Consider the following 24,739-nt stretch of genomic DNA (forward strand, 5'->3'; position numbering starts at 1 on the left):
TGATTCCCTCCCGGTCGGCTCTCTCGACGGCATAGCGTCGATCCCGAACGCGCATCCCGCATCGCGGCGCTACGCCATTCCTTCCTTCACCTACGTCACGCAATGGCGCGCGACAGGAGCCAGAGGACATGCAGACCAAGCTGGACGAAGCAAAGGCCGAGCTGCTCGCACGGGCGGCCCGGGTAGCTGAGCACAGCCCGGCCGGGGGGCTACTTCCGACTGGGTCCGACCAGGGGGAGCGTCCCGACCGGGACTCGGTGCTCGCCTACCTCCAGCGCTACTACCTGCACACCGCCCCAGAGGACCTGTTGGACCGGGACCCGGTCGACGTGTTCGGTGCGGCGCTCTCGCACTACCGGCTCGCCGAGAACCGGCCGCAGGGCACCGCGAACGTGCGCGTGCACACCCCCACGGTGGAGGAGAACGGCTGGACCTCCAGCCACTCCGTCGTCGAGGTGGTCACCGACGACATGCCGTTCCTCGTGGACTCCGTCACCAACGAGCTGTCCCGCCAGGGCCGCGGCATCCACGTCGTGATCCACCCGCAGGTCGTCGTCCGCCGTGACGTCACCGGCAAGCTGATCGAGATCCTCGGTCCCGACTGCGACGCGCACGGCCCCCGTACCGCGCGCCCCCACGACTCGCTCGTCGAGTCCTGGATCCACGTCGAGATCGACCGCGAGACCGACCGCGCCGACCTCAAGCAGATCACCGGCGACCTGCTGCGCGTGCTGTCCGACGTACGCGAGTCCGTCGAGGACTGGGAGAAGATGCGCGACGCCGCGCTGCGCATCGCCGAGGGCCTGCCCGAGGAGCCCACCGCCCCCGACCTGCGCGAGTACGAGCTCGAAGAGGCCCGTGAGCTGCTGCGCTGGCTCGCCGACGACCACTTCACCTTCCTCGGCTACCGCGAGTACAACCTCGTGGACGGCGACGCCCTGTCCGCCGTGCCCGGCACCGGCCTCGGCATCCTGCGCGCCGACCCGCACCACAGCGGCAAGGAGGACGGCCACCCCGTCTCGCCGTCCTTCAACCGGCTGCCGGCCGACGCCCGCGCCAAGGCCCGCGAGCACCGCCTGCTGGTGCTGACCAAGGCCAACAGCCGCTCCACCGTGCACCGCCCCTCGTACCTGGACTACGTGGGCGTCAAGAAGTTCGACGCCGACGGCAACGTCGTCGGCGAGCGCCGCTTCCTCGGACTGTTCTCCTCCGCCGCGTACACCGAGTCGGTGCGCCGCGTCCCGGTCGTCCGCCGCAAGGTCGCCGAGGTCCTCGAAGGCGCCGGCTTCGCGCCGAGCAGCCACGACGGCCGCGACCTGCTCCAGATCCTGGAGACCTACCCGCGCGACGAGCTGTTCCAGACCCCGGTCGACCAGCTCCAGGCCATCGTCACCTCCGTCCTGTACCTCCAGGAGCGCCGCCGGCTGCGGCTGTACCTGCGCCAGGACGAGTACGGGCGCTACTACTCCGCGCTGGTCTACCTCCCGCGCGACCGGTTCACCACGGGCGTCCGGCTGCGCCTGATGGACATCCTGAAGGAGGAGCTCGACGGCACCAGCGTCGACTTCACCGCCTGGAACACCGAGTCGATCCTCTCCCGCATCCACTTCGTCGTCCGCGTCCCGCAGGGCACGGAACTGCCCGTCCTCACCGACTCCGACGTCGAGCGCATCGAGGCCCGGCTCGTCGAGGCCGCACGCTCCTGGGCCGACGGCTTCGGCGAGGCCCTGGTCGCCGAACTCGGTGAGGAGCGCGCCGCCGAGCTGCTGCGCCGCTACGGCACCTCCTTCCCCGAGGGCTACAAGGCCGACCACTCGCCGCGCGCCGCGGTCGCCGACCTCTGCCACCTGGAGCGGCTCTCCGCCAGCGACCGCGAGTTCGCGCTGTCGCTGTACGAGCCGGTCGGCGCGGGCCCCGGCGAGCGCCGGTTCAAGATCTACCGCACCGGTGAGCAGGTCTCGCTCTCCGCGGTCCTGCCGGTGCTCCAGCGCCTCGGCGTCGAGGTCACCGACGAGCGCCCGTACGAACTGCGCCGCTCCGACCGGGTCAGCGCCTGGATCTACGACTTCGGTCTGCGGATGCCCGCGTCCTCCGGGAACGGCGACACGGCGGGGAGCGCCAACTACCTCGGCGACGACGCCCGCGAGCGCTTCCAGGAGGCCTTCGCGGCCGTCTGGCAGGGCGACGCGGAGAACGACAACTTCAACACCCTGGTGCTGAGCGCCGGCCTCACCTGGCGGCAGGCCGTCATCCTGCGCGCGTACGCCAAGTACATGCGCCAGGCCGGCTCCACCTTCAGCCAGGACTACATGGAGGACACCCTCCGCAACAACGTCCACACCACCCGGCTGCTGATCTCGCTCTTCGAGGCGCGGATGTCGCCCGGCCGCCAGGCCGCCGGCAGCGAGCTCGTCGACGCCATGCTGGAGGAGCTGGACGGGGCCCTGGACCAGGTCGCCTCGCTCGACGAGGACCGCATCCTGCGCGCCTTCCTCACCCTCATCAAGGCGACGCTGCGCACCAACTTCTTCCAGAGCGCCCGCGAGGGAAGCGAAAGCAGGGGCCAGCAGGACGCGGCGGGCGAGCCGCACTCCTACGTGTCGATGAAGTTCGACCCGCAGGCCATCCCGGACCTCCCGGCGCCCCGCCCGGCCTTCGAGATCTGGGTGTACTCCCCGCGCGTCGAGGGCGTCCACCTGCGCTTCGGCAAGGTCGCCCGAGGCGGCCTGCGCTGGTCCGACCGCCGCGAGGACTTCCGTACGGAGATCCTCGGCCTGGTCAAGGCGCAGATGGTCAAGAACACCGTCATCGTGCCGGTCGGCGCCAAGGGCGGCTTCGTCGCCAAGAACCTGCCCGACCCGTCGGTCGACCGCGACGCGTGGCTCGCCGAGGGCATCGCCTCGTACAAGATCTTCATCTCGGCGCTGCTCGACATCACCGACAACATGGTCGCGGGCGAGGTCGTGCCGCCCACCGGCGTGGTCCGCCACGACGAGGACGACACCTACCTCGTCGTCGCCGCCGACAAGGGCACCGCGACCTTCTCCGACATCGCCAACGGGGTCGCCGAGTCCTACGGCTTCTGGCTCGGGGACGCCTTCGCCTCCGGCGGCTCGGCCGGCTACGACCACAAGGGCATGGGCATCACCGCCCGCGGCGCCTGGGAGTCCGTCAAGCGGCACTTCCGCGAGCTCGGCCACGACACCCAGAACCAGGACTTCACGGTCGTCGGCGTCGGCGACATGTCCGGTGACGTCTTCGGCAACGGCATGCTGCTCTCCGAGCACATCCGCCTGGTCGCTGCCTTCGACCACCGGCACATCTTCATCGACCCGGCCCCGGACGCGGCCACCTCGTACGCGGAGCGCCGCCGGCTGTTCGAGCTGCCGCGCTCCTCGTGGGCCGACTACGACACCTCGCTGCTCTCCGCGGGCGGCGGCATCCACCCGCGCAGCGCCAAGGCCATCCCGGTCAACGCGCAGGTCCGCGCCGCCCTCGGCATCGAGGCGGGCGTCACCAAGATGACCCCCGCCGACCTGATGAAGGCGATCCTCCAGGCCCCGGTGGACCTGCTGTGGAACGGCGGCATCGGTACGTACGTCAAGGCCACGGCCGAGACGCACGCGGACGTCGGCGACAAGGCCAACGACGCCATCCGCGTCAACGGCTCCGACGTCCGGGCCAAGGTCATCGGCGAGGGCGGCAACCTGGGTCTGACCCAGCTCGGCCGCATCGAGTTCGCCCGGACCGGCGCCGACGGCGAAGGCGGAAAGATCAACACCGACGCCATCGACAACAGCGCCGGCGTGGACACCTCCGACCACGAGGTGAACATCAAGATCCTGCTCAACGCGGTCGTCTCGGACGGCGACATGACCGTCAAGCAGCGCAACCGGCTCCTCGCCGAGATGACCGATGAGGTCGGACGCCTGGTGCTGCGCAACAACTACGCGCAGAACACCGCGCTCGCCAACGGCGCGGCGCAGGCCCCGAGCCTGCTCCACGCCCAGCAGCGGTTCATGCGCCGCCTGGAGCGCGCCGGGCGGCTCGACCGCCAGCTGGAGTTCCTGCCCACCGACCGGCAGATCCGCGAACTGCTCGGCAGCGGCAAGGGCCTGACCCAGCCGGAGCTGGCCGTGCTCTTCGCCTACACCAAGATCACGGTGGCGGACGAGCTCATCGCCACCGGGCTGCCGGACGACCCGTACCTGCGCCGCCTGCTCTTCGCGTACTTCCCGTCGGCGCTGCGCGAGAAGTTCCCCGAGGCGATCGACGGGCACGCGCTGCGCCGGGAGATCATCACCACGATCCTGGTCAACGACACCGTCAACACCGGTGGTTCGACCTTCCTGCACCGCCTGCGCGAGGAGACCGGGGCCTCCACGGAGGAGATCGTCCGGGCGCAGCTCGCGGCCCGCGAGATCTTCGGCCTGGCCGAGGTGTGGGACGCGGTCGAGGCGCTGGACAACAAGGTCGCGGCCAGTGTCCAGACCCGTATCCGGCTGCACTCGCGGCGCCTGGTCGAGCGCGGTACGCGCTGGCTGCTCAACAACCGGCCGCAGCCGCTCCAGATGACCGAGACCATCGACTTCTTCGCGGAGCGGGTCGGGCACGTGTGGGCCGAGCTGCCGAAGCTGGTGCGCGGCGCGGACCTGGAGTGGTACCAGTCGATCATGGACGAGCTGATCGGCGAGGGTGTTCCGGAGGAACTGGCGGCCAAGGTCGCGGGCTTCTCCTCGGCCTTCCCGACGCTCGACGTCGTCGCCATCGCGGACCGCACCGGTGTGGCCCCGCTGGACGTCGCCGAGGTGTACTACGACCTCGCCGACCGTCTGGACATCACCCAGCTGATGGACCGGATCATCGAGCTGCCGCGGGCCGACCGCTGGCAGTCCATGGCCCGCGCCTCCATCCGCGAGGACCTGTTCGCGGCGCACGCCGCCCTGACCGCCGATGTGCTGTCGGTGGGCAACGGCAGCTCGACTCCCGAGGAGCGCTTCAAGGCCTGGGAGGAGAAGAACGCGGCGATCATCGGCCGGGCCCGGACCACCCTGGACGAGATCCGCGGCTCGGACGACTTCGACCTGGCGAACCTGTCGGTGGCGATGCGGACGATGCGGTCGCTGCTGCGAGCCCATAGCTAGTCGTTCTCGCGGAACGGAACGGGCCGGGCCCGGGACCTTTGTGGTCCTGGGCCCGGCCCGTTCGTCTGTTCCGGGTGCGGCGCCGTTGCCGGGGCTCCGCACCCGGACCCCGCGCCTCAAACGCCGGCGGGGCTGGAGGGTGGTGCGGCGGGGCGGGGGTGGTGCCGCGGGGCTGGGGAGGGTGCAGCGGGGCTGGAGGGGTCGCTAGCGCCGGGTGAAGGCTTCGTAGGCGGCGCAGACCTCGTCGGAGGGGCCGTCCATGCGCAGGACGCCCGACTCCAGCCAGATCGCGCGGTCGCAGGTCTCGCGGACCGTGTTGATGCCGTGGCTGACGAGGAAGACGGTGCCCGCGCGCTCGCGGAGTTCCTCGATGCGGGCCTGGCTGCGGCGCTGGAAGGCGGCGTCGCCGGTGGCCAGGGCCTCGTCGATCATCAGGACGTCGTGGTCCTTGGCCGCGGCGATGGAGAAGCGCAGCCGGGCGCCCATGCCCGAGGAGTACGTACGCATCGGCAGGGAGATGAAGTCGCCCTTCTCGTTGATGCCGGAGAAGTCGACGATGTCCTGGTAGCGCTCGTGGACCTGCTGCTTGGACATGCCCATCGCGAGGCCGCCGAGGATCACGTTGCGCTCGCCGGTCAGATCGTTCATCAGGGCGGCGTTCACGCCCAGCAGCGACGGCTGGCCGTGGGAGTAGATCCTGCCGCGGGCCACCGGCTGGAGGCCGGCGATGGCGGCCAGCAGGGTGGACTTGCCCGAGCCGTTGGAGCCGATGAGGCCGATGGCCTCGCCCTTGTACGCGGTGAAGCTGACGCCCTTCACGGCGTGCACCTCGCGGCCGCCGGGGGCGGGCTTGCGGGAGAAGACCCGGCTGAGGGCGGCGGTGGCACCGCCCTTGCGGCCGCCGCCGTTGACCTTGTAGACGACGTGGACCTCGTCCGCGATCACGGTGGGGGTCTTGGTTGCGGTCTGCACAGCGGTGTCAGCCACGGCCGTACGCCTCCTCGGCCTTCCAGAAGTAGATGAAGCCGCCGACGCCGGCGAGCAGGGCCCAGCCGATGGCGACGGGCCACACGTGGGGCGGGAGCGAATGCGCCTCGAAGCTGTCGATCAGCGCGAAGCGCATCAGGTCGATGTAGACGGCCGCGGGGTTGTTCTTCAGCATCACCAGGACCCAGTCCGGCACGTTTTCCGTCTTGAGCATCTGGTCGATGGACCACATCACCCCGGACGAGTACATCCAGGTGCGCAGGACGAACGGCATCAGCTGACTGACGTCCGGGCTCTTGCTGCCGATGCGGGCCATGGCCATGGCGCAGCCGGCGGCGAAGACGGCCATCAGCAGGAGGGTCGGAAGGGCCAGCAGCCAGGAGGGGCTCGGGGTCTGGCCGAAGGCGAGGAGCAGGATGACCAGGGCGCCCATGGTGACGAGCAGCTGCTGGAAGAGCTGCACCACGGTGGAGATGGGCAGGCTGGCGCGGGGGAAGTGCAGGGCGCGGACCAGGCCGAGGTTGCTGTGGACGGCCCGGGTGCCGGCGTTGATGGAGCTGCCGATGAAGTCCCAGACGAAGACGCCCGTGATCAGGAAGGGGACGTAGTCCGGCACGTCGTGGCTGGCCTTCATCACGATGCCGAAGATGAAGTAGTAGACGGCCGCGTTGAGCAGCGGCGTCACCAGGTGCCAGACCTGACCGAGCTTCGCCGTGCTGTACGTGGCCTGCATGCGGGCGCTGGCGTACGCAGTCACGAAGTGGCGGCGGCCCCAGAGCTGCGCGACGTAGCGGGGGAGCGAGGGGCGGGCGCCGCTGAGGGTCAGGCCGTGGGCGGCCGCGAGCGCCGTGCGCTCGGCGGAGGTCGCGGGGTACGGGCCCTGCGGGGGCGGGCCCTGCGCGGGTGCGGTCGGGGGTGCGGTCGCGGTGGTCACAAGGGTCGCTTTCGCCGGGGTCGGGGCGTCGCTGGCGATGGAACGTATCCGTATCGTCGCTACGGCGACAGTAGGGCGTGGTGCGTCGGAACGCAACCGTATCGTCGTGACGGGCTGGTGCTGGCGTGCGCGGTTATGCTCTGTGCATGACCACGGACCCTGCCGCCACCCCCGCCGGCCCGGCCAGCCCAGCCGCGCCCGCCGCCCCCGCCCGCCGGGCCCCCGCCGGGGCCGCCGTCCTGCGCGAGGACGTGACCGAGGCGATCCGCGAGGCGGTCGTGGCGGAACTGGCCGCGGTCGGGTTCTCGCGGATGTCGATCGAGGGGATCGCCCGGCGGGCGGGCGTCGGCAAGACCGCGGTGTACCGGCGGTGGAAGTCGAAGCTGCACCTGGTGCTGGACCTCGTGGGCGCCTTCGCCGTCGAGGGCCTGCCGGTGCCGGAGACCGGCTCGCTGTACGGGGACGTACGGGCGCTGCTGGAGGTCATGTCACACGTGCTGCGGCACCCGGTGGCCTCGGCGGTGATTCCCGACCTGCTGGTCGAGGCCGCGCGGAATCCGGAGATCGCGGACGCGGTGCGGGGTGCGCTGGTGGACGGGCAGCGGCGGATGGCCGAGGGGATCGTCTCCGGCGCGGTTTCGCGTGGCGAGCTGGCCGAGGGTACGTGCCCGGACCGGGCGCTCGATCTGGCGATCGGGCCGCTGTACTGGCGGCAGGTTGTCGTCCGGGACTCCGTCCCAGGGGACTACCTGGACGACCTGGCCCGGTCGGTGGTGGCCGGGCTGCGCGCCGCCGCCTGAGCTTGCGGGGGCCGTCCGGACCCTGCGGGCCGGCTTCCCGGGGCTCCGCCCCGGACCCCGCGCCTCAAACGCCGGCGAGGCTGGGGGTGGGCTCCGCCCCGGACCCCGCGCCTCAAACGCCGGCGGGGCTGGGGGTGGGCTCCGCCCCGGACCCCGCGCCTCAAACGCCGGCGGGGCTGGGGGTGGGCCGGCGGGGCTGGAATTGCCCTGCGGGCCCATGTGCGCGGCGTGTACGTGCAGGTTGACGCCAGGCGAAATCCAGCCCCGCCGGCGTTTGAGGCGCGGGGTCTGGGGCGGAGCCCCAGGGGGCCGCGCCGGGGCGGCGTTACGGCCAGACGTGGGCCAGGGCGGGGGCCGGGGCCGTGCCCGGGACGGGGGCGGGGCTGGGGGCCGCCGGAGGGCAGGGGCGGCGTTCCTCCAGGGGGACGACCGCCGGGACCGGGGCGGACTGGCCCAGGAAGACGCGGCGGACCACCCGTTCCGCCGCGTGCCCGTCGTCGTACGAGCAGAACCGCGCGCGGAACGCCGCCCGGAGCTGGGCGGAGCGGGAGCCCTGCCAGTGGCCCGTGGCGAAGATGTCCACCAGCTCGTCCTCGGTCCGGGCGATCGCCCCCGGCGGGCACGCCCGCAGGTCGAAGTAGGTGCCGCGGGCGGCCTCGTAGGCCTCCCAGTCGTCCGCGTGGATCACGATCGGCCGGTCCAGCGCCGCGTAGTCGAACATCAGGGACGAGTAGTCCGTCACCAACGCGTCCGAGGCCAGGCACAGTTCCTCGACCGAGGGGTACGCGGAGACGTCGACCAGGCGCGGGTGGGCTTCGGGCGACCACCCCGAGTCCGCGTACGTCAGGTGGGTGCGGGTCAGCAGCGTGAAGCGCGGCCCCAGATCGCGCAGCACCCGCTCGAAGTCCAGGTGCTCGGGGCGGCTGCGCCGGTAGTCGCGGTGCGTGGGCGCGTACAGGATCGCGGTGGAGCCCGGCGGGATGCCGAGCCGTTCGCGCAGCTCCAGCACGTCGGGCTGGGTCGCCGTGTGGAAGACGTCGTTGCGCGGGTAGCCGTACTCCAGGGTGGTGTACGAGGAGGGCACGGCCTTCTCCCAGACCAGCGTGGAGTGCCGGTTCGCGGAGAGCAGGTAGTCCCACTGGTCCGCGCCGCGCAGCAGGCCCGCGAAATCCGTCGTCGGGGTCGCCGCCGGGCGGTCCTGGAGGTCCAGGCCGACCCGCTTGAGCGGGGTGCCGTGCTGGGTCTGGACCAGGATCTGGCCCGGGCGCTTGACCAGCGCCCGCTCGAAGTTGACGTTCGTGACCAGGTACGTGGCCCGGGCCAGCGCACTCCAGTACGCCGCCGAGCCGGGGCGCAGCGCCGTCGTCTGCTGGGGGAGGGTCGAGGCGTGCGCCGGGTCGCAGATCCACGCCGTCCGCATCCGGGGCGCCAGTTCCCGCAGCTTCGCCTCGATCGCCGCCGGGTTGCAGGCGTAACCGCCGTGCCAGTACGCGGAGAAGACGGCCAGTTCCGGGCGCAGCGGCAGCATCCGCTGGATCCGGTAGTGCAGGCGCAGGAAGGTCTCGCGCAGGCCCCGCCCCACGGTCGTCGCCCCGCGCCCGGCCGCCAGCGCGGCCGAGCGCAGCGCCGACAGCAGCCGGTAGGTGCGCCGGGTGCCCAGCCGCATCAGGGTGTGCCGGACCCGGTCGGTCCGGGACAGCGACAGCGGCAGTGCGCCCCCGCCGCCGGGGGCCCGGTAGCGGCGCAGCAGGGCGGAGGCCCGGGCGAAGAACTCGGCCCGGCTCCCGCGCGGCAGGCGGCGCGGGTCGGCGTACAGGGCGCAGAAGTGCTCGGCCATCCGCCGGTGCACGGCGGGCCGCCAGCGTTCCAGCTCGGGGCGGCCGGCGAGGTAGCCGAAGACCCGGTCGTACTGGTCGAAGATGTCGAGGTGGCGGCGGCTGGAGGTGGTCAGGATCGACCCCGTGCGGCGCTGGCGGTAGTGGACGCAGACCCGGTCCAGGACGGCCACGGACTCGGCGGCCAGCAGCGCCGGGTAGGTCCAGGGAGTGTCCTCGTAGAAGCCGGGCGGGAAGGCGAAGCCCTCGCGTTCCACGTACTCGCGGCGGTACGCCTTGTTCCACACGACCATCAGCATGCCGAGCAGCGCGGGGCGGTCGGTGAGTCGGAAGCTGGCCGGGCCCTCCTCGGACAGTCGGCTCGAGAGGCGGTTGCGCACGAGTTCGCCCGTCCAGAACGTGCGCGCGTAGTCGTACACCAGGACGTCCGGCGAACCGGTGTCCTTCAGCCGGTCGGTGATGGCCTGCAGGGCGCCCGCCGCGAGGGTGTCGTCGCCGTCGAGGAAGACCAGGTAGTCGCCGGTGGCCCGGGCCAGGCCCGCGTTGCGGGCCGGGCCCAGGCCCAGGTTGTGCGCCAGGTGCACGGCGGTGACCCGGGGGTCCCGGGCCGCGTACTCGTCGATGATCGAGCCGCAGGCGTCCGGGGAAGCGTCGTCGACCGCGATCAGCTCCAGATCCGGGTACGACTGGGTCAGGACCGAGTCCAGACTCTCCTGGAGGTACGCCTGGACCTTGTACGCGGGCACGATGACGCTGAACCGGGGCACGGCACATCCAGGGGTCGGCGGGCGGGCATATGGCCCAGGAACCCCCGGCGTGGTGATCGGGTTACGCAGGGTGTGGCATTCGGGTTACGCAGCGTCAACACCGCACGTCGAGCGGGGCGCATCACTTGATCGCGCCCGCCATCACCCCCGAGACGAACTGCCGTTGGAAGGCGAAGAACACGACGAGGGGAATCACCATCGACAGGAACGCGCCGGGCGCCAGCACGTCGATGTTGTTCCCGAACTGCCGTACCTGCTGCTGGAGCGCGACCGTCACCGGCGGGTTCGCCGAGTCCGCGAAGACCAGCGCGACCAGCATGTCGTTCCACACCCACAGGAACTGGAAGATGCCCAGCGAGGCGATCGCCGGACCGCCCAGCGGCAGCACCACCCGGGCGAACAGCCGCAGTTCGCCCGCCCCGTCGAGCCGGGCCGCCTCCAGCAGCTCGCGCGGGATCTCCGCGAAGAAGTTGCGCAGCAGGAACACGGCGAAGGGCAGCCCGAAGGCGGTGTGGAAGAGCACCACCCCGGCGGTGGTCTCGAACAGCCCGATGGAGCCGAAGAGTTCCGATACCGGGATCAGCGCCACCTGTACGGGGACGACCAGCAGGCCGACGACGAGGAGGAAGAGCCAGTCCCGGCCGGGGAACTCCAGCCAGGCGAAGGCGTACCCGGCGAACGCGCCCAGGACGAGCACGAGGAGGGTCGCCGGGACGGCGATCGCGACCGTGTTCAGCAGGGAGCCGGTGATCGTGTCATTGGCGAGCAGCCGCGCGTAGTTGTCGGCGGTCAGCCGCGCGGGCGCGGTCAGCGCCTGCCACCAGCCGCCCTTGTTGAGGTCGGTGGGGGAGAGGAAGGAGGAGATCAGCAGGCCGAGGGTGGGCAGCAGCCAGAAGAGGCCCGCGAGGACCAGGAAGACGCGTACGGCCCCGCCGGCCAGGACGCCCGCGGCGCGCCTGCCCGAACCGGCCCGGTCAGAGGCACTCATCGGGACCGCTCCTTCCGCAGCCGACGGATATTCACCAGCATCACCGGCACCACCAGCACCAGCAGCAGTACCGCGATGGCACTTCCCAGGCCCGGATCGGCGTCCGTGCCGAAGGAGGTCCGGTAGAGCTGGAGCGCGAGGACGTTCGCGTCGTCCTGGACCGCGCCCGGTGCGATCACGAAGACCAGGTCGAAGATCTTCATCACGTTGATCACGAGGGTGACGAGGACGACCACCAGGAGCGGTGCGAGCAGCGGGACGGTGATCCGGCGGAACACCTGCCACTCGTTCGCCCCGTCCACCCGCGCCGCCTCCAGCAGCTCCCGCGGTACGGCGGCCAGCCCGGCCCCGATCAGCACCATCGCGAACCCGGCCCACATCCACACGTAGGCCCCGATGACCGCCGGGGTCACCAGCGCCGGGCCCAGCCACTGGACCCCGGCGTAGGCCTCCTGGAAGTTCGACGCGGGCAGGCGGATCAGCGCGCCGTCGGCCTTCGCCGACATGAGGAAGGTGCCGTCGGCGCGCGTCGTCGCCGTCTCCACCACCTTGCCGTCCTTGACCGCTTCGACCCGCATCCCGGCGAAGGCCGACTCTGCGGGGTCCACCGTGTTCGTGGTGCCGCCCCCGCCCCGGGTGAAGTCCTGCCAGACCGTGCCGGTGACCTTCTGCGGGTCGGAGCCCGCCGCCCTGGCCGTACGGGTCCCCCCGGGCAGGTCCTCCGGGGCCACCCCGACCAGCGGGAGCAGCGCCGGCGCGCCCGCCCGTACGGGGTCACGGGTCACGAAGGCGCCGCCCTCGGCGGGCACCAGCGGGGAGTCCCGGCCCGGGCGGGCCTTGGGGAAGGCCGAGGACTCCGCGAAGGTGTCGTGGACGCCGACCCAGACCGCGTTGGCGACGCCCCGGTCGGGGTCGTGGTCGTAGACGAGCCGGAAGATGATGCCCGACGCCAGCATCGAGATCGCCATCGGCATGAACACCAGCAGCTTGAACGCCGTTCCCCAGCGCACCCGTTCGGTGAGCACCGCGAAGATCAGGCCGAGGGCGGTGGCCGTCGTCGGGGCGAGCACCACCCACAGGGCCGTGTTCTTCAGCGCGGTGCGGATCGTGTCGTTGGCCAGGATCTCGTGGTAGTTGTCGGCTCCGACGAAGGTGGAGCCGGAGCGGTCGAAGAAGCTGCGGAAGACCGAGTAGCCGATCGGCTGCACGACGAGGGCGCCGAGCAGGACGAGGGCCGGGAGGAGGAAGGCCGCCGCGATCAGGCGGCGGCGCCTGGCCTCCGCCGAGCGTGCCGTCCTCCCGGGCCTCGCGGCCTTCCCCTTGCCGGTGGTGGTGACCGTGGCCGTCACCGGGATCAGTTCCCGTAGGCCTTGGCCGCGTCCGCCTCCAGTTTCGCCTGGGCGCCCGCCACGTCCGACGGGTTCGCCAGGAAGTCCTGGAGAGCCTTCCACTCACCCGCGCCCGGGGTCCCGCCGAAGGCCGCCGGAGCCTGGTCCGACATGTCGAAGCGGAAGTCGTCGCCCGCCGCGATCAGCGCCTTGGCGATGTCCCGCTGGATGTCGTTCGGGTACGCGGCCGGGCTGACCGCCTTGTTCGGGGAGATGAAGCCGCCCTCGCGGGCCTGGATCTGCGCCGCGTCCGGCGAGGCCAGGAAGGTCAGCAGCGCCTGCGCGCCCTTCGACGGCTTCAGCGCGACCGCCACGTCCCCGCCGGAGACCACCGGTGCCTTGGCGCCGACCGCCGGGAAGGGGAAGACGAGGGCGTCCTCGCCCACCTTGGCCTCGGTCTGCGCGATGTTCACCGCCACGAAGTCGCCCTCGAAGACCATCGCGGCGGCCGGCCGGTCGCCGCCCGTGAAGGTCTGCGTCACCGACTTCGGGAACTCCGTCGACAGCGCCCCGCTGGGCCCGCCCGCCAGGAAGTCCTTGCGCCCGAACAGTTCGCCGAGCGTGGTCAGCGCCTGCTTGACGCTGTCGTCCGTCCACTTGATCTGGTGCTTGGCCAGCTGGTCGTACTTCTCCGGGCCCGCCTGGGAGAGGTAGATGTTCTCGAACCAGTCGGTGAGCGTCCAGCCGTCCGCGCCGGCCACCGAGACCGCCGGGGTGCCGGAGGCGGAGAGGGTGTCGGCCACCGCCAGCAACTCCTTCCAGGTGGTGGGGGGTTTGACCCCCGCCGACTCGAAGGCCTTCGCGTTGTACCAGATCAGCGACTTGTTCGCGGCCTTGTAGTACACGCCGTACTGGGTGCCGTCGACGGCTCCGAGCGACTTCCAGCCCGCCGAGTAGTTCTTGTCGAGCTGCGCCTGGGCCTCCGGGCCCACCGGCTGCGCCCACTTGTTCTGCACCGCCGAGACCAGCGCCCCCACCTGCGGGAGCAGCGCCACGTCCGGCGGAGCGCCACCCGCGATCTTCGAACCGAGGAAGGTGACGATCGGGTCCTGCGCCGGGACGAAGGTGACGGTGGCCCCCGTCCGCTTCTCGAACTCCTTCAGGACCTTGGTGAAGTTCTCCTGCTCCGGTCCCGTCCAGACGGCCGCGACCTCCAGCTTCTCGCCGTCCAGCCGGGGTAAGGCGACGCTCGTCCCGGACGGGGCCGCGCTCGGGCCCGGGTCCGCCTTCGGCGCCGGGTCGCCCCCGCACGCGGTGAGCGCGAGCGCCCCCGCGGCCACCAGGGCCGTCCAGCTCATCGTCGTACGGCTCGTTCCGTGCTTGCGCATGGCTCTGCCCCCGAGGCTCATGGTGTGTCCTGGACCACAGGTCTACGCCCGACCCGCCCGCCCCGCAATACCGCGTCACGCTGGACACGGCGGGTGTTCAGGGGGCCGGCGGGAACAGCACGGGTATCGCCGAGACCAGGTGCGAGGCCCGGTCCAGTGCGCTGGCCAGCAGCGCGAGGTCGGTCGGCCCGTTGCCGAGCTCCCGTACCGGGCGGCGGGCCGGCGGGTCACCCATCCGCTCCCACTCCACCGGGACCACGGTCGGCCGCAGGGTCGCGGTGCGCGGGATCCGGCCGGTGACCCGGCCCGCCTGGAACGGAACCGTCCGGCCGTCGGCGTACCGCAGCAGGCCGCGGCCGGGGCCCGGCTGGTCGGGGGCGTCCAGCTCCACCCGCAGCCGGGCCAGCCGGGCCAGGCCGGTGTCGGCCGTACGGTCCGGGCGGGCGGTCGTGGCCACCAGGTGCACGCCGAGCCGGGCGCCGTCGCGGGCCACCGCCTCCAGCGCCCGGACCACCGAACCGGCGGCGGGGCGGCCCGTACTGCCCAGCCCCGGCGCGACCAGCGCGTCGAGATCGTCGACCAGGACCACCAGGCGGGGCAGCGGGCTGGGCCCGCCCGGATCGGTACGAGGCGCCGCGGCGCGCAGCCGGAGCGTGCCCGAACGCTGGGGGTCGAGGTCGCCGCGCAGCTCACCGGGGGTGGGCTGGCGGGGCGAGACCATCCGCTCGGCGAGCTCGCGGTGACCGTGCCACTCGGCGAACGGCACCCCGTCCAGCAGTTCGGCACGGCGCTTGAGCTCCGCGCCGAGCGCCTGGGCGAACTCCCGCATGCGCAGCGGGTCGGTGGCGACGAGGTGGGCGGACACGTGGGGGAGGTCGGTGCAGGGCGCCAGCCCGTCCCCGCGCTCGCCGCCGGCCCCGTCGAGCAGGACCAGCCCGAGCCGGTCGGGGCGGGCACCCGCGGACAGGGAGGCGGCCACCGACCGCAGCAGTTCGGTCCGGCCGCTTCCCGCGGGCCCCTCGATGAGCAGGTGCGGGCCGTCGTGGACCAGCTCCGCGCCGACGGCCCCGCGCCGCCCGCTGCCCAGCACGAGCTCGGCCAGTCCGCCCGTGCCCTGTCCTTGGTCGGTGGCGGCGGCCCAGCGGGCCATCAGGGAGGCCGGGGTGGCGCGGGCCAGCCCCAGCTCGTCCAGCAGCCGTGCGGTGGGCGGCAGCGCGGCGGCGGTGGGCCGGCAGGGCTCCGCGGAGCCCCCGTCGGCGCGCAGCGGGGCCAGGGCGCGGGCGAACCGCTCGGCCCAGGCCACGGACACGGCGTCGGCGGTGGCGGTGGCGCCGGAGGGGACGGGCCTGCCGCCGCCGGCCGCGAAGGTCCGTACGGTCGTGGCCACGTCGCCGCTGAGCAGGGCCACGGCGCCGCAGTCCCGGAAGGCCGGGTTGCTCGCGCAGGCGGCCTCGTAGGTGTCGGTGACGGGGGAGGCGGGTGTGGCGGCCGGGGCCTCGGCGAGCGCGAGCACGTGGATGCCGGCGGCCGGACCGTGCGAGGCGAGCCGCCCGGTGATGTCCCGCAGGGCGCCGGTGCCGGGGTCGCCGTCGAGGACGAGGAGGGTGTACGGGCCCGCGTGGGCGCGGGCCGCCTGCCGGACGCCCTCGGGGTCGGTGGCGGCCCAGTGGGTGCCGAGCGGGCCCTCGTCCAGCCGCCGGGTCAGCTCGCCGGCCCGGGCGGCGGCCTGCTCGCGGTCGTAGGCGAGGAGCAGCCGGCAGTCCTGGCCGTGCGCGGGCCGCAGGTGCGGCAGCCAGCCCAGCCAGCCCCAGTCGCGCCGCCGTTCGGCGAGGCTGCGGGCCCGGTCGGTGGAGACGAGCACGATCTCCAGCTGGGCCGGCCCGTGCAGGCCCGCCAGCTGGGCGACCACGCAGCGGGCGACGCCGGCCAGCCGGGCCCGGGGACCGGCGACGCCGAGGGCGCCGACCGTACGCAGGGCCACCCGGCTCCCGGCGCCGAGGCCCACGTCGAGCACCCCGGGGTGGCCGGGGCCGCGGGACCACAGCCGTTCGGTGGGGCCCAGGGCTGCCAGCAGCAGCGCGGCCGGGTCGTCCGGGTCGGGTGCGGCGGTGGCCGCGACGGCCACGGCCTCGGGTCCGGGCAGCGGCTGCGCGGCCTCGTCGCCCCGGACCCACTTCCGGGCCCAGGCGCCGAGCGCCCTGCGGCGGCCCGCGGGGGCGGGGGCGGCGTCGGGCGGGACGGCGCCGGGGGAGTCCGCGGCCGTGCCGTAGGCGTCGGGTGCCGAGCCGGGGGTGCCGGTCCAGCCGGTGCCGGGCAGCGCGGGACGCGTCGCCGCGGGTGCGCCCGGTCCGTCCGGCGAGGCGGGGGCAGCGGGAGCTTCGGGAGTGACGGCTGCGGCCGGGTCGGGGGCGGACGCGGCGGCGGATGCGGGGCCGCGGCCCGGGAGCGCGAGGTGGCCCTCCAGATCCGGGGTCACGGTCAGGGGCGCGGCCGAGCCGTCGGGCGTCAGCCGCAGGGTGGATTCGCCGACGCGCAGCAGGGACCCCGGCGGCAGGGCCACCGGCTGGGGTCCCACGGGGGTGCCGTCCAGGGTGGTGCCGTTCGTCGAGTCCAGGTCGGCCACCGCCACCCGGCCGTCCCGCATCACCGTCACCGCGCAGTGCAGCCGGGACACGTCGGGGTCGTCCAGCGGCACGTCGGCGTCGGCGGACCGGCCGACCCGGATCTGGCCGCTGTGCAGCAGGTGCACCCCGCCGGCGTCGGGCCCGGCCACCACGTGCAGCTGCGGCGCGCCGAGGCTCTCCTCGGGCAGTACGTCCGGCACCGGCCCGTGCAGCGCCAGCACCGCGCCGTCCACCAGCGGGGGCTCGCCCAGCACCCGGCGCTGGAGGTCGAGCCGCTCGGCACCGGCGTACAGCACGACCGTGCCGCCGGTGTCGGGACCGCCCACGGTGGCCGCGAGCCCGGAGGCGACCGCGGCCAGCGCGGTACCGGTGGGCGCCGTGACGAGTACGTCACAGCTGGCGGGCGAGGTCGCGGTCTGGTGGCCGCTGCGCGACCCAAGGACGGTCAGCCGGATCTGCATCGCAGTCAGCGGTCCCTTCTGCGCGGTGCGCGGTGTGTGCGCCCGGCAGGGAGGTCCAGGGCGTGCCCGCCCGATCACCCCCCACCCGGCACGGACGCGTCGTCCGGTCAGGTCTGACGGCCGGCGGGGCTCCCGTCCCGTGCCGTTCCGTACGGGTGCATCCTCGCACCTGTCACCGACAACACGCCCGGCACCCGGCAATAAGTGATCTTGATTGGTCGCGGCCCGGCGCAGATCCGGACAGCAACCCGAGGAATGGCGAGGAAAGCCGAGGAAAATCGCCTCCGGCATACCCGACGAACATCACCCTTCGTACATACGTACGGCAACCAACCTCCGGTGCTCAGCGTCTTCCACCGGGACACCCCCTAGAGTGGGCCGGAAAAACCAAGCCGGGAACAAGCGGCGGATGACTACAGCAGGGGAGCGCGAGACGTGCGGCCAGTCGGCAGCAAATATCTGCTCGAGGAGCCGCTCGGGCGCGGCGCCACGGGCACCGTCTGGCGTGCGCGCCAGCGCGAGACCGCCGGCGCGGAGGCGGCCGTCGCCGGGCAGCCCGGCGAGACCGTGGCCATCAAGGTCCTCAAGGAGGAGCTGGCCCAGGACGCGGACATCGTCATGCGCTTCCTGCGCGAGCGCTCGGTGCTGCTGCGCCTGACGCACCCCAACATCGTCCGCACCCGCGACCTCGTCGTCGAGGGCGATCTGCTGGCGCTGGTCATGGACCTCATCGAGGGCCCCGACCTGCACAAGTACCTGCGCCAGAACGGGCCCTTCACCCCCGTCGCCGCGAGCCTGCTCACCGCCCAGATCGCCGACGCGCTCGCCGCCAGCCACGCCGACGGGGTGGTCCACCGCGACCTGAAGCCCGCCAACGTGCTGCTCGACGAGCGCGGCGGGCAGATGAAGCCGATGCTCACCGACTTCGGCATCGCCCGCCTCGCGGACTCCCCGGGCCTGACCCGCACCCACGAGTTCGTCGGCACCCCGGCCTACGTGGCCCCCGAGTCCGCCGAGGGACGGCCGCAGACCTCCGCCGTCGACATCTACGGCGCCGGCATCCTGCTCTACGAACTGCTCACCGGCCGCCCGCCGTTCGCCGGCGGTACCGCGCTCGAAGTGCTCCACCGCCACCTCAGCGAGGAGCCGCAGCGCCCCTCGACCGTGCCCGAGCCGCTGTGGACGGTCATAGAGCGCTGCCTGCGCAAGGAGCCGAACGAGCGCCCCAGCGCCGTGAGCCTGGCCCGCGGGCTGCGCGTGGTCGCCTCCGGCATCGGCGTGCACTCCACGGCCGCCGAGGTGGAGGCCGCGCTCGGCGTCGGCGCGCTGCTCGCCCCCGACCCCTCGCCGGCCCCGGTCCCCGAGACCCCCGGCGCCGCGGACCCCACCCAGGTGCTGCCCGCAGGAGCGGGCCAGTCGCCGATGGGCGCCTACGACCCGAACGCCATGACCAGCGTCATGCCGCCGGTCGGAGCGGCCGACGCCACCTCGGTGCTGCCGAGTGCCGGCGTCCCCGGGGCCGACCCGACCTCCGTCATGCCCCCCGTGCAGCAGCCGGACCAGCCGCACCCGTGGCAGTCGCAGATGCGGGCCGCCCGCGACCGCAACGAGCAGACGCAGGTCCAGTACCTCGACCCGAACGAGGACCCGCTGCGCCGCCGCCCCCAGCGGCAGGCGCCCCCGCCGCCGCAGCAGCAGCCGCGCAGGCCCCAGCAGCCGCCGCAGCAGCAGCCGTACCGGCAGGGGCCTCCGCCGCAGCCGTACCAGCAGCCCCAACAGCCGCCGTACCAGCAGCAGTACGCGCCTCCGCCGCCGCAGCACTACCAGCCGCAGCAGCACCAGCCGCAGCAGCACCAGCCGCAGCCGTACCAGCAGCCGCAGCAGCCCCAGTACCGGCAGCAGCCCCAGCCGCCGCAGCAGCAGCCCCCGCAGGGTCCGCCGCCGCAGCAGCAGGCACCCCGGGCCCCGCGTGAGCCGCGCGAGCCGCGCCGGCGCAGCGCCAACCCGGTGCGCATCCCCGGCCTCGGCTGCCTCAAGGGCTGCCTGCTCCTGATCCTGCTGTTCTTCGTGGCGGGCTGGATGATCTGGGAGCTGACCCCGCTTCAGGAATGGGTCGGCACCGGCAAGGGCTGGTGGGACCAGGTGTGGAGTTGGGGCTCCGGCGTCGCCGACTGGATCGGTTCCGTCAGCGGCTCGTCGGGCGGCGGCACCCAGTCCTGACCGGCTGCCGCAGCGCCGAGTTCGTGGATTTATCGACTTCTGGGGCGTGATTTCGCCCGCAGAAGTGAAGGTCGCCGCGGTTCGGGCCCCCTACTGGCCTCCAACCCCCACCTGGCCGCGTAGCTTTGGTGCGTACGCCAGCCGCTGAGGGAGCAGTCGTGGCACGGAAGATCGGCAGCCGGTACACCGCGCACCAGATCCTGGGGCGCGGCAGCGCGGGCACGGTGTGGCTGGGTGAGGGGCCGGACGGGCCCGTCGCCGTCAAACTGCTGCGCGAGGACCTCGCGTCCGACCAGGAGCTGGTCGGACGGTTCGTCCAGGAGCGCAGCGCGCTGCTCGGCCTGGACCATCCGCACGTGGTCTCCGTCCGCGACCTCGTCGTGGACGGCAACGACCTGGCCCTCGTCATGGACCTCGTACGCGGTACGGACCTCCGTACGCGCCTGGACCGCGAGCGGCGGCTCGCCCCCGAGGCGGCCGTGGCGATCGTCGCGGACGTGGCGGACGCGCTCGCGGCGGCCCACGCGGCGGGGGTCGTGCACCGGGACGTCAAACCGGAGAACGTCCTGCTGGACATGCAGGGCCCGCTCGGCCCCGGCGGCGCGCACCCGGCGCTGCTCACCGACTTCGGCGTGGCCAAGCTGATCGACTCCCCGCGCAGGGCCTCGGCCGGCCGGGCCTCGGCCCCGACGACCCGGATCATCGGTACGCCGGACTACCTGGCGCCGGAGATCGTGGAGGGCCTCCCGCCGCGGGCGGCGGTGGACATATACGCCCTGGCCACCGTCCTGTACGAGCTGCTGGCCGGTTTCACCCCCTTCGGTGGCGGCCACCCGGGCGCGGTGCTGCGCCGGCACGTGACGGAGACGGTCGTCCCGCTGCCCGGGATCCCCGACGAGCTGTGGCAGCTGATGGTGCAGTGCCTGGCCAAGGCCCCGGCCTCGCGGCTGCGGGCCTCGGAGCTGTCGGCCCGGCTGCGGGACCTGCTGCCGCTGCTGGCCGGGATGCCGCCGCTGGACGTGGACGAGCCGGACGACGCCGAGCCGGAGCCCGAGCCCTCGGAGGAACCCGGGTCCGCCGAGCCGGTCCGCCGCCGGGGCGTGGTCCCGCTGGTGCCGGGCTCCGCGACCGACTCCAACCGGGACACGCACACCTCCATGCGGGTGCCGGGGCCGGACGAGCTGGCGGGCGGCGCGCTGGGCACCGCCCGGGTCCCCCGGCCCGCCGGCGGCCACCGCCCGGGCTCCGCCCGGCACCGGGCCGAGGCCGCGCGCAAGCGGCGACTGGCCCTTTCGGCCGCCGCCGTGGGGCTGGCCGCGGCGGTGGGGCTGGGCACGTGGTTCGCGGTTTCCGGAGGCGACGAACCCCCGTCCCCGCAGGACAGCAAGCAGTCGGTCCCGCGTACCCCCTGACGCCCGTGCGGCGCCGCTGTCGGGGGCTCTGCCCCCGCCCCCCCCCCCCCCCCCCGCGCCTCAATCGCCGGCGAGGCTGAATATGTCCGGGCTCCGCGCCCGGCAGGGCTGGGATGCGCGCAGTGCAATTCCAGCCCCGCCGGCGTTTGAGGCGCGGGTCCGGGCGGAGCCCGGCGGGGGTGCGGGGGTGGAGCCCCCGCTAGGCCGCCACCAGCTCCGGGTGCCAGCGCCGCGCCACGGCCGGGTGGGCGCGGACCCAGCCCTTCAGCTCGTTGCGGCCGTACTCCGCGTGCAGCGGGTTCGTCGCGTCGTGCGCGATGCCCGGGGCGGACCGCAGGTAGTCCCCCGGCACGGTCTCCACCACCGCGTCGAGGCGCGGGTTGTAGAAGAACGGCACCGAGTACCGCTCCACCGCCCCCGGCGGGCTGACCACCCGGTGGTCGGTGGCCGTCAGATAGCCCTCGGTGGCGATCTCCAGCAGCTCGCCCAGGTTGACCACGAAGGCCCCCGGCAGCGGCGGCACGTCCACGTACCCGCCGTCCCGGACCACCTGGAGCCCGCCCACGGTGTCCTGGAGCAGCAGCGTCAGGAAGCCGTAGTCCTTGTGCGCGCCGACCCCCTGGTCCGTGCCGGAGGGGGCGGATCCGGGGTAGCGGATCAGCTTGGTGTGCAGGTGCGGCCGGTCCGCGAAGGCCTCGTCGAAGAAGTCCGCCGGGGCGCCGATGGAGACCAGCAGCTCCTGGAGCAGCCGGTGGGCCACCGCCGCCAGCCGCGCCTGCCATTCCAGGACCGCCGTCCGCAGTTCCGGGAGGGCCGCGGGCCACTGGTTGGGCCCCTCCAGCCAGAGGTACGCCGGGTCGTCCGGCCCCAGCACCGGCGCGGGACGCTCGGCGCCGACGTCCAGCTGGTCCCGCCAGTCGGTGGCCCCGCCGGTCAGCTCGTGGCCGATCCGGGTGTAGCCGCGGAAGTGCGGGGAGTTCAGATTGCTCACGGCCAGCCGGTCGGCTTCCGGGAGGGCGAAGAAGGCCCTGGTCAGGTCCAGGATGCGGGTCGTCTCGGCGGCGCTGACGCCATGGCCGGTGAGGTGCAGGAAACCGGTGTCCCTGGCTGCCGCGTGCAGCTTCTTCAGGAAGTCGGCCCGCTGGGCCGGGTCGTCGGCCTGGGAGAGGTCCAGGACGGGAAGGGAAAGCGCGGACGGCATGACGGCTCCGTTTCGGATGTCACGGGGTCCTGTTCCCCTGGAGATGGCGGGGACCGCGGGTGGGGAGGGCCGCCGGCAGGGATGGTGCCGGGACCGCGTGAGCCGCGTACAGGACCAAGTCGGATCGGGGTGGATCAGGCTTGGGGATGGTCCGGCGGCCGACAGCTCGTCGTCGTGACACGCATGTGGTCCACATGGCGGCGTTTGACGAGGCGAACAGTCATACGGTGAGCGTACGCCCGTACCGCCGTCCATCAGTACGGGTGAACCGGACTGCCCGGACGGCGCCGTCCGGGGACCGGCTACGCTGGACCCGTGGCAGTCGTCGATGTTTCCGAAGAGCTGAAGTCCCTCTCCTCGACCATGGGGTCGATCGAGGCCGTCCTGGACCTCGACAAGCTGAGGGCAGATATCGCCGTGCTCGAGGAGCAGGCCGCCGCGCCGTCCCTGTGGGACGACCCGGAGGCCGCTCAGAAGATCACGAGCAAGCTTTCGCACCTCCAGGCCGAGGTCCGCAAGACCGAGAACCTGCGCAGCCGCATCGACGACCTCGCGGTCCTCTTCGAGCTCGCGCAGGAGATGGAGGACGCGGACACCCTCGCGGAGGCGGAGACCGAGCTGGTCTCCGTCCGCAAGGCGCTGGACGAGATGGAGGTCCGGACCCTCCTGTCCGGCGAGTACTCCGAGCGTGAGGCCCTCGTCAACATCCGTGCCGAGGCCGGCGGCGTCGACGCCTCCGACTTCGCCGAGCGCCTCCAGCGCATGTACCTGCGCTGGGCCGAGCGGCACGGCTACCCCACCGAGGTCTACGAGACCTCGTACGCGGAAGAGGCCGGCATCAAGTCGACCACCTTCGTGGTCAAGGCCCCGTACGCCTACGGCACCCTCTCCGTCGAGCAGGGCACGCACCGCCTGGTGCGCATCTCCCCCTTCGACAACCAGGGCCGCCGCCAGACCTCCTTCGCGGGCGTCGAGGTGCTGCCGGTCGTCGAGACCAGCGACCACGTCGAGATCGACGAGACCGAGCTGCGCGTCGACGTGTACCGCGCCTCCGGCCCCGGCGGCCAGGGCGTCAACACCACCGACTCGGCGGTGCGCATCACGCACCTGCCGACCGGCATCGTGGTCTCCTGCCAGAACGAGCGCTCGCAGATCCAGAACAAGGCCAGCGCCATGAACGTCCTCCAGGCCAAGCTGCTCGAGCGGCGCCGCCAGGAGGAGAAGGACAAGATGGACGCCCTCAAGGACGGCGGCAGCTCCTGGGGCAACCAGATGCGGTCCTACGTCCTGCACCCGTACCAGATGGTCAAGGACCTGCGGACGGAGTTCGAGGTCGGCAACCCGCAGGCGGTGCTCGACGGCGAGATCGACGGCTTCCTGGAGGCGGGCATCCGCTGGCGCAAGCAGCAGGAGCAGACCGCGTAACCCGCACACGGCATGACGGAGGGGCCCGGACACCGACGGTGTCCGGGCCCCTCCGCTGCGTGTGATCGGGCTGCGTGTGATCAGTGCCCGGCGCGGCTATGCCGCCTGCTGGGCCACCAGCGCGAGCGCCGCCACGAGGACCACCAGAAGCGCGATGAGCGCAACGGGGGTCAGGCCGGAGAAGGGGCCCTCCTGCTGGAGGCGCTCCCGGTTCGCCCGGCACACCCGGCAGCGGCCCTGGCTGACGGGTGCGGCGCAGTTCGCGCACACGAGCCGGTCATATGTCATGTGCTCCTCCTCTCGTCCCCTTGGTCTCCTGTGGAGACAACGGCTTGGGGAACGAGACCGTTCCCCCTACCACTGTGCCAGCTTCGAGGACATTCGGCGCGGCCCGTCCGGGCAATCGCGGTCGGGGACCACCGGGAGCCGGGGACATATAGGGCATCTCCGGATGCCGGGTCCACACCCCGCGCCCGTTCGCGTATGGTCACGCTCACCTACTCCCGGCGACCGTGGTGCACCCGTGATCCGATTCGACAGTGTCTCCAAGTCCTACCCGAAGCAGAGCCGCCCCGCACTGAGAGATGTCTCCCTCGACATCGCGAAGGGCGAGTTCGTCTTCCTGGTCGGCTCCTCCGGCTCCGGCAAGTCCACCTTCCTCAGGCTCCTCCTGCGCGAGGAGCGGGCGAGCCACGGACAGGTGCACGTGCTGGGCAAGGACCTCGCCAAGCTCTCCAACTGGAAGGTCCCGCAGATGCGGCGCCAGCTGGGGACCGTGTTCCAGGACTTCCGCCTGCTGCCCAACAAGACGGTGGCGGAGAACGTCGCCTTCGCGCAGGAGGTCATCGGCAAGCCGAGGGGCGAGATCCGCAAGGCCGTCCCGCAGGTCCTGGAGCTGGTGGGCCTGGGCGGCAAGGAGGAGCGGATGCCCGGCGAGCTCTCCGGCGGCGAGCAGCAGCGCGTGGCCATCGCCCGTGCCTTCGTCAACCGCCCCGCCCTGCTGATCGCCGACGAGCCCACCGGCAACCTCGACCCGCAGACCTCGGTCGGGATCATGAAGCTGCTGGACCGGATCAACCGGACCGGCACCACCGTGATCATGGCGACCCACGACCAGCAGATCGTCGACCAGATGCGCAAGCGCGTCATCGAACTCGAACAGGGCCGACTCGTGCGCGACCAGTCGCGCGGCGTCTACGGCTACCAGCACTGAAAGGTCCCTGAG

15 protein-coding genes are annotated in these 24,739 nt (G+C 72.9%); 6 read left to right on the plus strand and 9 right to left on the minus strand.

All coding sequences use genetic code 11. From position 1 onward, the window contains the following. The first annotated feature begins 128 nt into the window (after positions 1 to 128). On the plus strand, positions 129 to 5,144 hold the full coding sequence (locus OG447_RS11615) for an NAD-glutamate dehydrogenase (RefSeq protein WP_266936406.1): 5,016 nt from the start codon (positions 129 to 131) through the stop codon (positions 5,142 to 5,144). A 204-nt stretch (positions 5,145 to 5,348) separates the two neighbouring features. Here the strand turns inward: OG447_RS11615 and OG447_RS11620 are convergent, their stop codons facing one another. Both OG447_RS11620 and OG447_RS11625 read right to left on the minus strand, forming a co-directional pair. Continuing rightward, entirely contained in the window at positions 5,349 to 6,131 is a 783-nt protein-coding gene (locus OG447_RS11620; RefSeq protein ID WP_266936407.1) for an ABC transporter ATP-binding protein, read from the minus strand. Continuing rightward, entirely contained in the window at positions 6,124 to 7,065 is a 942-nt protein-coding gene (locus OG447_RS11625) for an ABC transporter permease (protein ID WP_266936408.1), read from the minus strand. Before OG447_RS11625 ends, OG447_RS11620 begins: the two co-directional genes overlap by 8 nt. Positions 7,066 to 7,211: 146 nt before the next feature. Between OG447_RS11625 and OG447_RS11630 the strand changes: the two genes are divergently transcribed. Then, the gene (locus OG447_RS11630) at positions 7,212 to 7,865 is read left to right on the plus strand and encodes a TetR/AcrR family transcriptional regulator (protein ID WP_266936409.1); all 654 of its coding nucleotides are present in this window, start codon (positions 7,212 to 7,214) and stop codon (positions 7,863 to 7,865) included. 325 nt (positions 7,866 to 8,190) lie between these two features. Here the strand turns inward: OG447_RS11630 and OG447_RS11635 are convergent, their stop codons facing one another. The 5 genes from OG447_RS11635 to OG447_RS11655 all read right to left on the minus strand — a co-directional run bounded on the left by OG447_RS11635 (position 8,191) and on the right by OG447_RS11655 (position 17,256). Further along, positions 8,191 to 10,467: a bifunctional glycosyltransferase family 2 protein/CDP-glycerol:glycerophosphate glycerophosphotransferase gene (locus OG447_RS11635; protein WP_266936410.1), complete on the minus strand. Its 2,277-nt coding sequence runs from the start codon at positions 10,465 to 10,467 to the stop codon at positions 8,191 to 8,193. 121 nt (positions 10,468 to 10,588) lie between these two features. Next, a complete protein-coding gene (locus OG447_RS11640) occupies positions 10,589 to 11,455 on the minus strand; it encodes a carbohydrate ABC transporter permease (RefSeq protein ID WP_266936411.1) in 867 nt (288 codons plus the stop codon). Further along, positions 11,452 to 12,717 (minus strand): carbohydrate ABC transporter permease, encoded by a 1,266-nt coding sequence (locus OG447_RS11645; RefSeq protein WP_266938840.1) that lies wholly within the window; start codon positions 12,715 to 12,717, stop codon positions 11,452 to 11,454. Before OG447_RS11645 ends, OG447_RS11640 begins: the two co-directional genes overlap by 4 nt. Positions 12,718 to 12,809: 92 nt before the next feature. Beyond that, complete coding sequence (locus OG447_RS11650; RefSeq protein ID WP_266936412.1) at positions 12,810 to 14,171, minus strand: ABC transporter substrate-binding protein; 1,362 nt, start codon at positions 14,169 to 14,171, stop codon at positions 12,810 to 12,812. A gap of 97 nt (positions 14,172 to 14,268) precedes the next feature. Then, positions 14,269 to 17,256 (minus strand): FHA domain-containing protein, encoded by a 2,988-nt coding sequence (locus tag OG447_RS11655; RefSeq protein WP_266936413.1) that lies wholly within the window; start codon positions 17,254 to 17,256, stop codon positions 14,269 to 14,271. Between the two features lie 435 nt (positions 17,257 to 17,691). Between OG447_RS11655 and OG447_RS11660 the strand changes: the two genes are divergently transcribed. Continuing rightward, the gene (locus OG447_RS11660; protein ID WP_266936414.1) at positions 17,692 to 19,476 is read left to right on the plus strand and encodes a serine/threonine-protein kinase; all 1,785 of its coding nucleotides are present in this window, start codon (positions 17,692 to 17,694) and stop codon (positions 19,474 to 19,476) included. A 158-nt stretch (positions 19,477 to 19,634) separates the two neighbouring features. Then, positions 19,635 to 20,888 carry a serine/threonine-protein kinase gene (locus tag OG447_RS11665; RefSeq protein ID WP_266936415.1) on the plus strand — a complete coding sequence of 418 codons (1,254 nt, stop codon included), beginning with the start codon at positions 19,635 to 19,637 and terminating at the stop codon, positions 20,886 to 20,888. Between the two features lie 199 nt (positions 20,889 to 21,087). On the opposite strand, the gene OG447_RS11670 is transcribed toward OG447_RS11665, so the two are convergent. Next, positions 21,088 to 22,089, minus strand: coding sequence for an isopenicillin N synthase family oxygenase (locus OG447_RS11670; protein ID WP_266936416.1), 1,002 nt, complete (start codon positions 22,087 to 22,089; stop codon positions 21,088 to 21,090). 315 nt (positions 22,090 to 22,404) lie between these two features. Here OG447_RS11670 and prfB point away from each other — a divergent pair, with 315 nt between their 5' ends. Next, positions 22,405 to 23,514 (plus strand): peptide chain release factor 2, encoded by a 1,110-nt coding sequence (gene prfB, locus OG447_RS11675; protein ID WP_266936417.1) that lies wholly within the window; start codon positions 22,405 to 22,407, stop codon positions 23,512 to 23,514. Between the two features lie 96 nt (positions 23,515 to 23,610). On the opposite strand, the gene OG447_RS11680 is transcribed toward prfB, so the two are convergent. Next, complete coding sequence (locus tag OG447_RS11680) at positions 23,611 to 23,802, minus strand: hypothetical protein (protein WP_266936418.1); 192 nt, start codon at positions 23,800 to 23,802, stop codon at positions 23,611 to 23,613. A 235-nt stretch (positions 23,803 to 24,037) separates the two neighbouring features. On the opposite strand from OG447_RS11680, the gene ftsE reads away from it, so the two are divergent. Further along, the gene (gene ftsE / locus OG447_RS11685) at positions 24,038 to 24,727 is read left to right on the plus strand and encodes a cell division ATP-binding protein FtsE (RefSeq protein WP_266936419.1); all 690 of its coding nucleotides are present in this window, start codon (positions 24,038 to 24,040) and stop codon (positions 24,725 to 24,727) included. The last annotated feature ends 12 nt before the right edge of the window (positions 24,728 to 24,739 follow it).

Origin of the sequence: Streptomyces sp. NBC_01408 (assembly GCF_026340255.1) — a bacterium.
In the GTDB taxonomy this organism is placed as follows: domain Bacteria; phylum Actinomycetota; class Actinomycetes; order Streptomycetales; family Streptomycetaceae; genus Streptomyces.

Coding starts and splice junctions, on each gene's coding strand:
- OG447_RS11615 (WP_266936406.1), top strand. CDS start 129: ATGCAGACCAAGCTGGACGAAGCAAAGGCCGAGCTGCTCGCACGGGCG.
- OG447_RS11630 (WP_266936409.1), top strand. CDS start 7,212: ATGACCACGGACCCTGCCGCCACCCCCGCCGGCCCGGCCAGCCCAGCC.
- OG447_RS11640 (WP_266936411.1), bottom strand. CDS start 11,455: ATGAGTGCCTCTGACCGGGCCGGTTCGGGCAGGCGCGCCGCGGGCGTC.
- OG447_RS11650 (WP_266936412.1), bottom strand. CDS start 14,171: ATGCGCAAGCACGGAACGAGCCGTACGACGATGAGCTGGACGGCCCTG.
- OG447_RS11655 (WP_266936413.1), bottom strand. CDS start 17,256: ATGCAGATCCGGCTGACCGTCCTTGGGTCGCGCAGCGGCCACCAGACC.
- OG447_RS11670 (WP_266936416.1), bottom strand. CDS start 22,089: ATGCCGTCCGCGCTTTCCCTTCCCGTCCTGGACCTCTCCCAGGCCGAC.
- OG447_RS11680 (WP_266936418.1), bottom strand. CDS start 23,802: ATGACATATGACCGGCTCGTGTGCGCGAACTGCGCCGCACCCGTCAGC.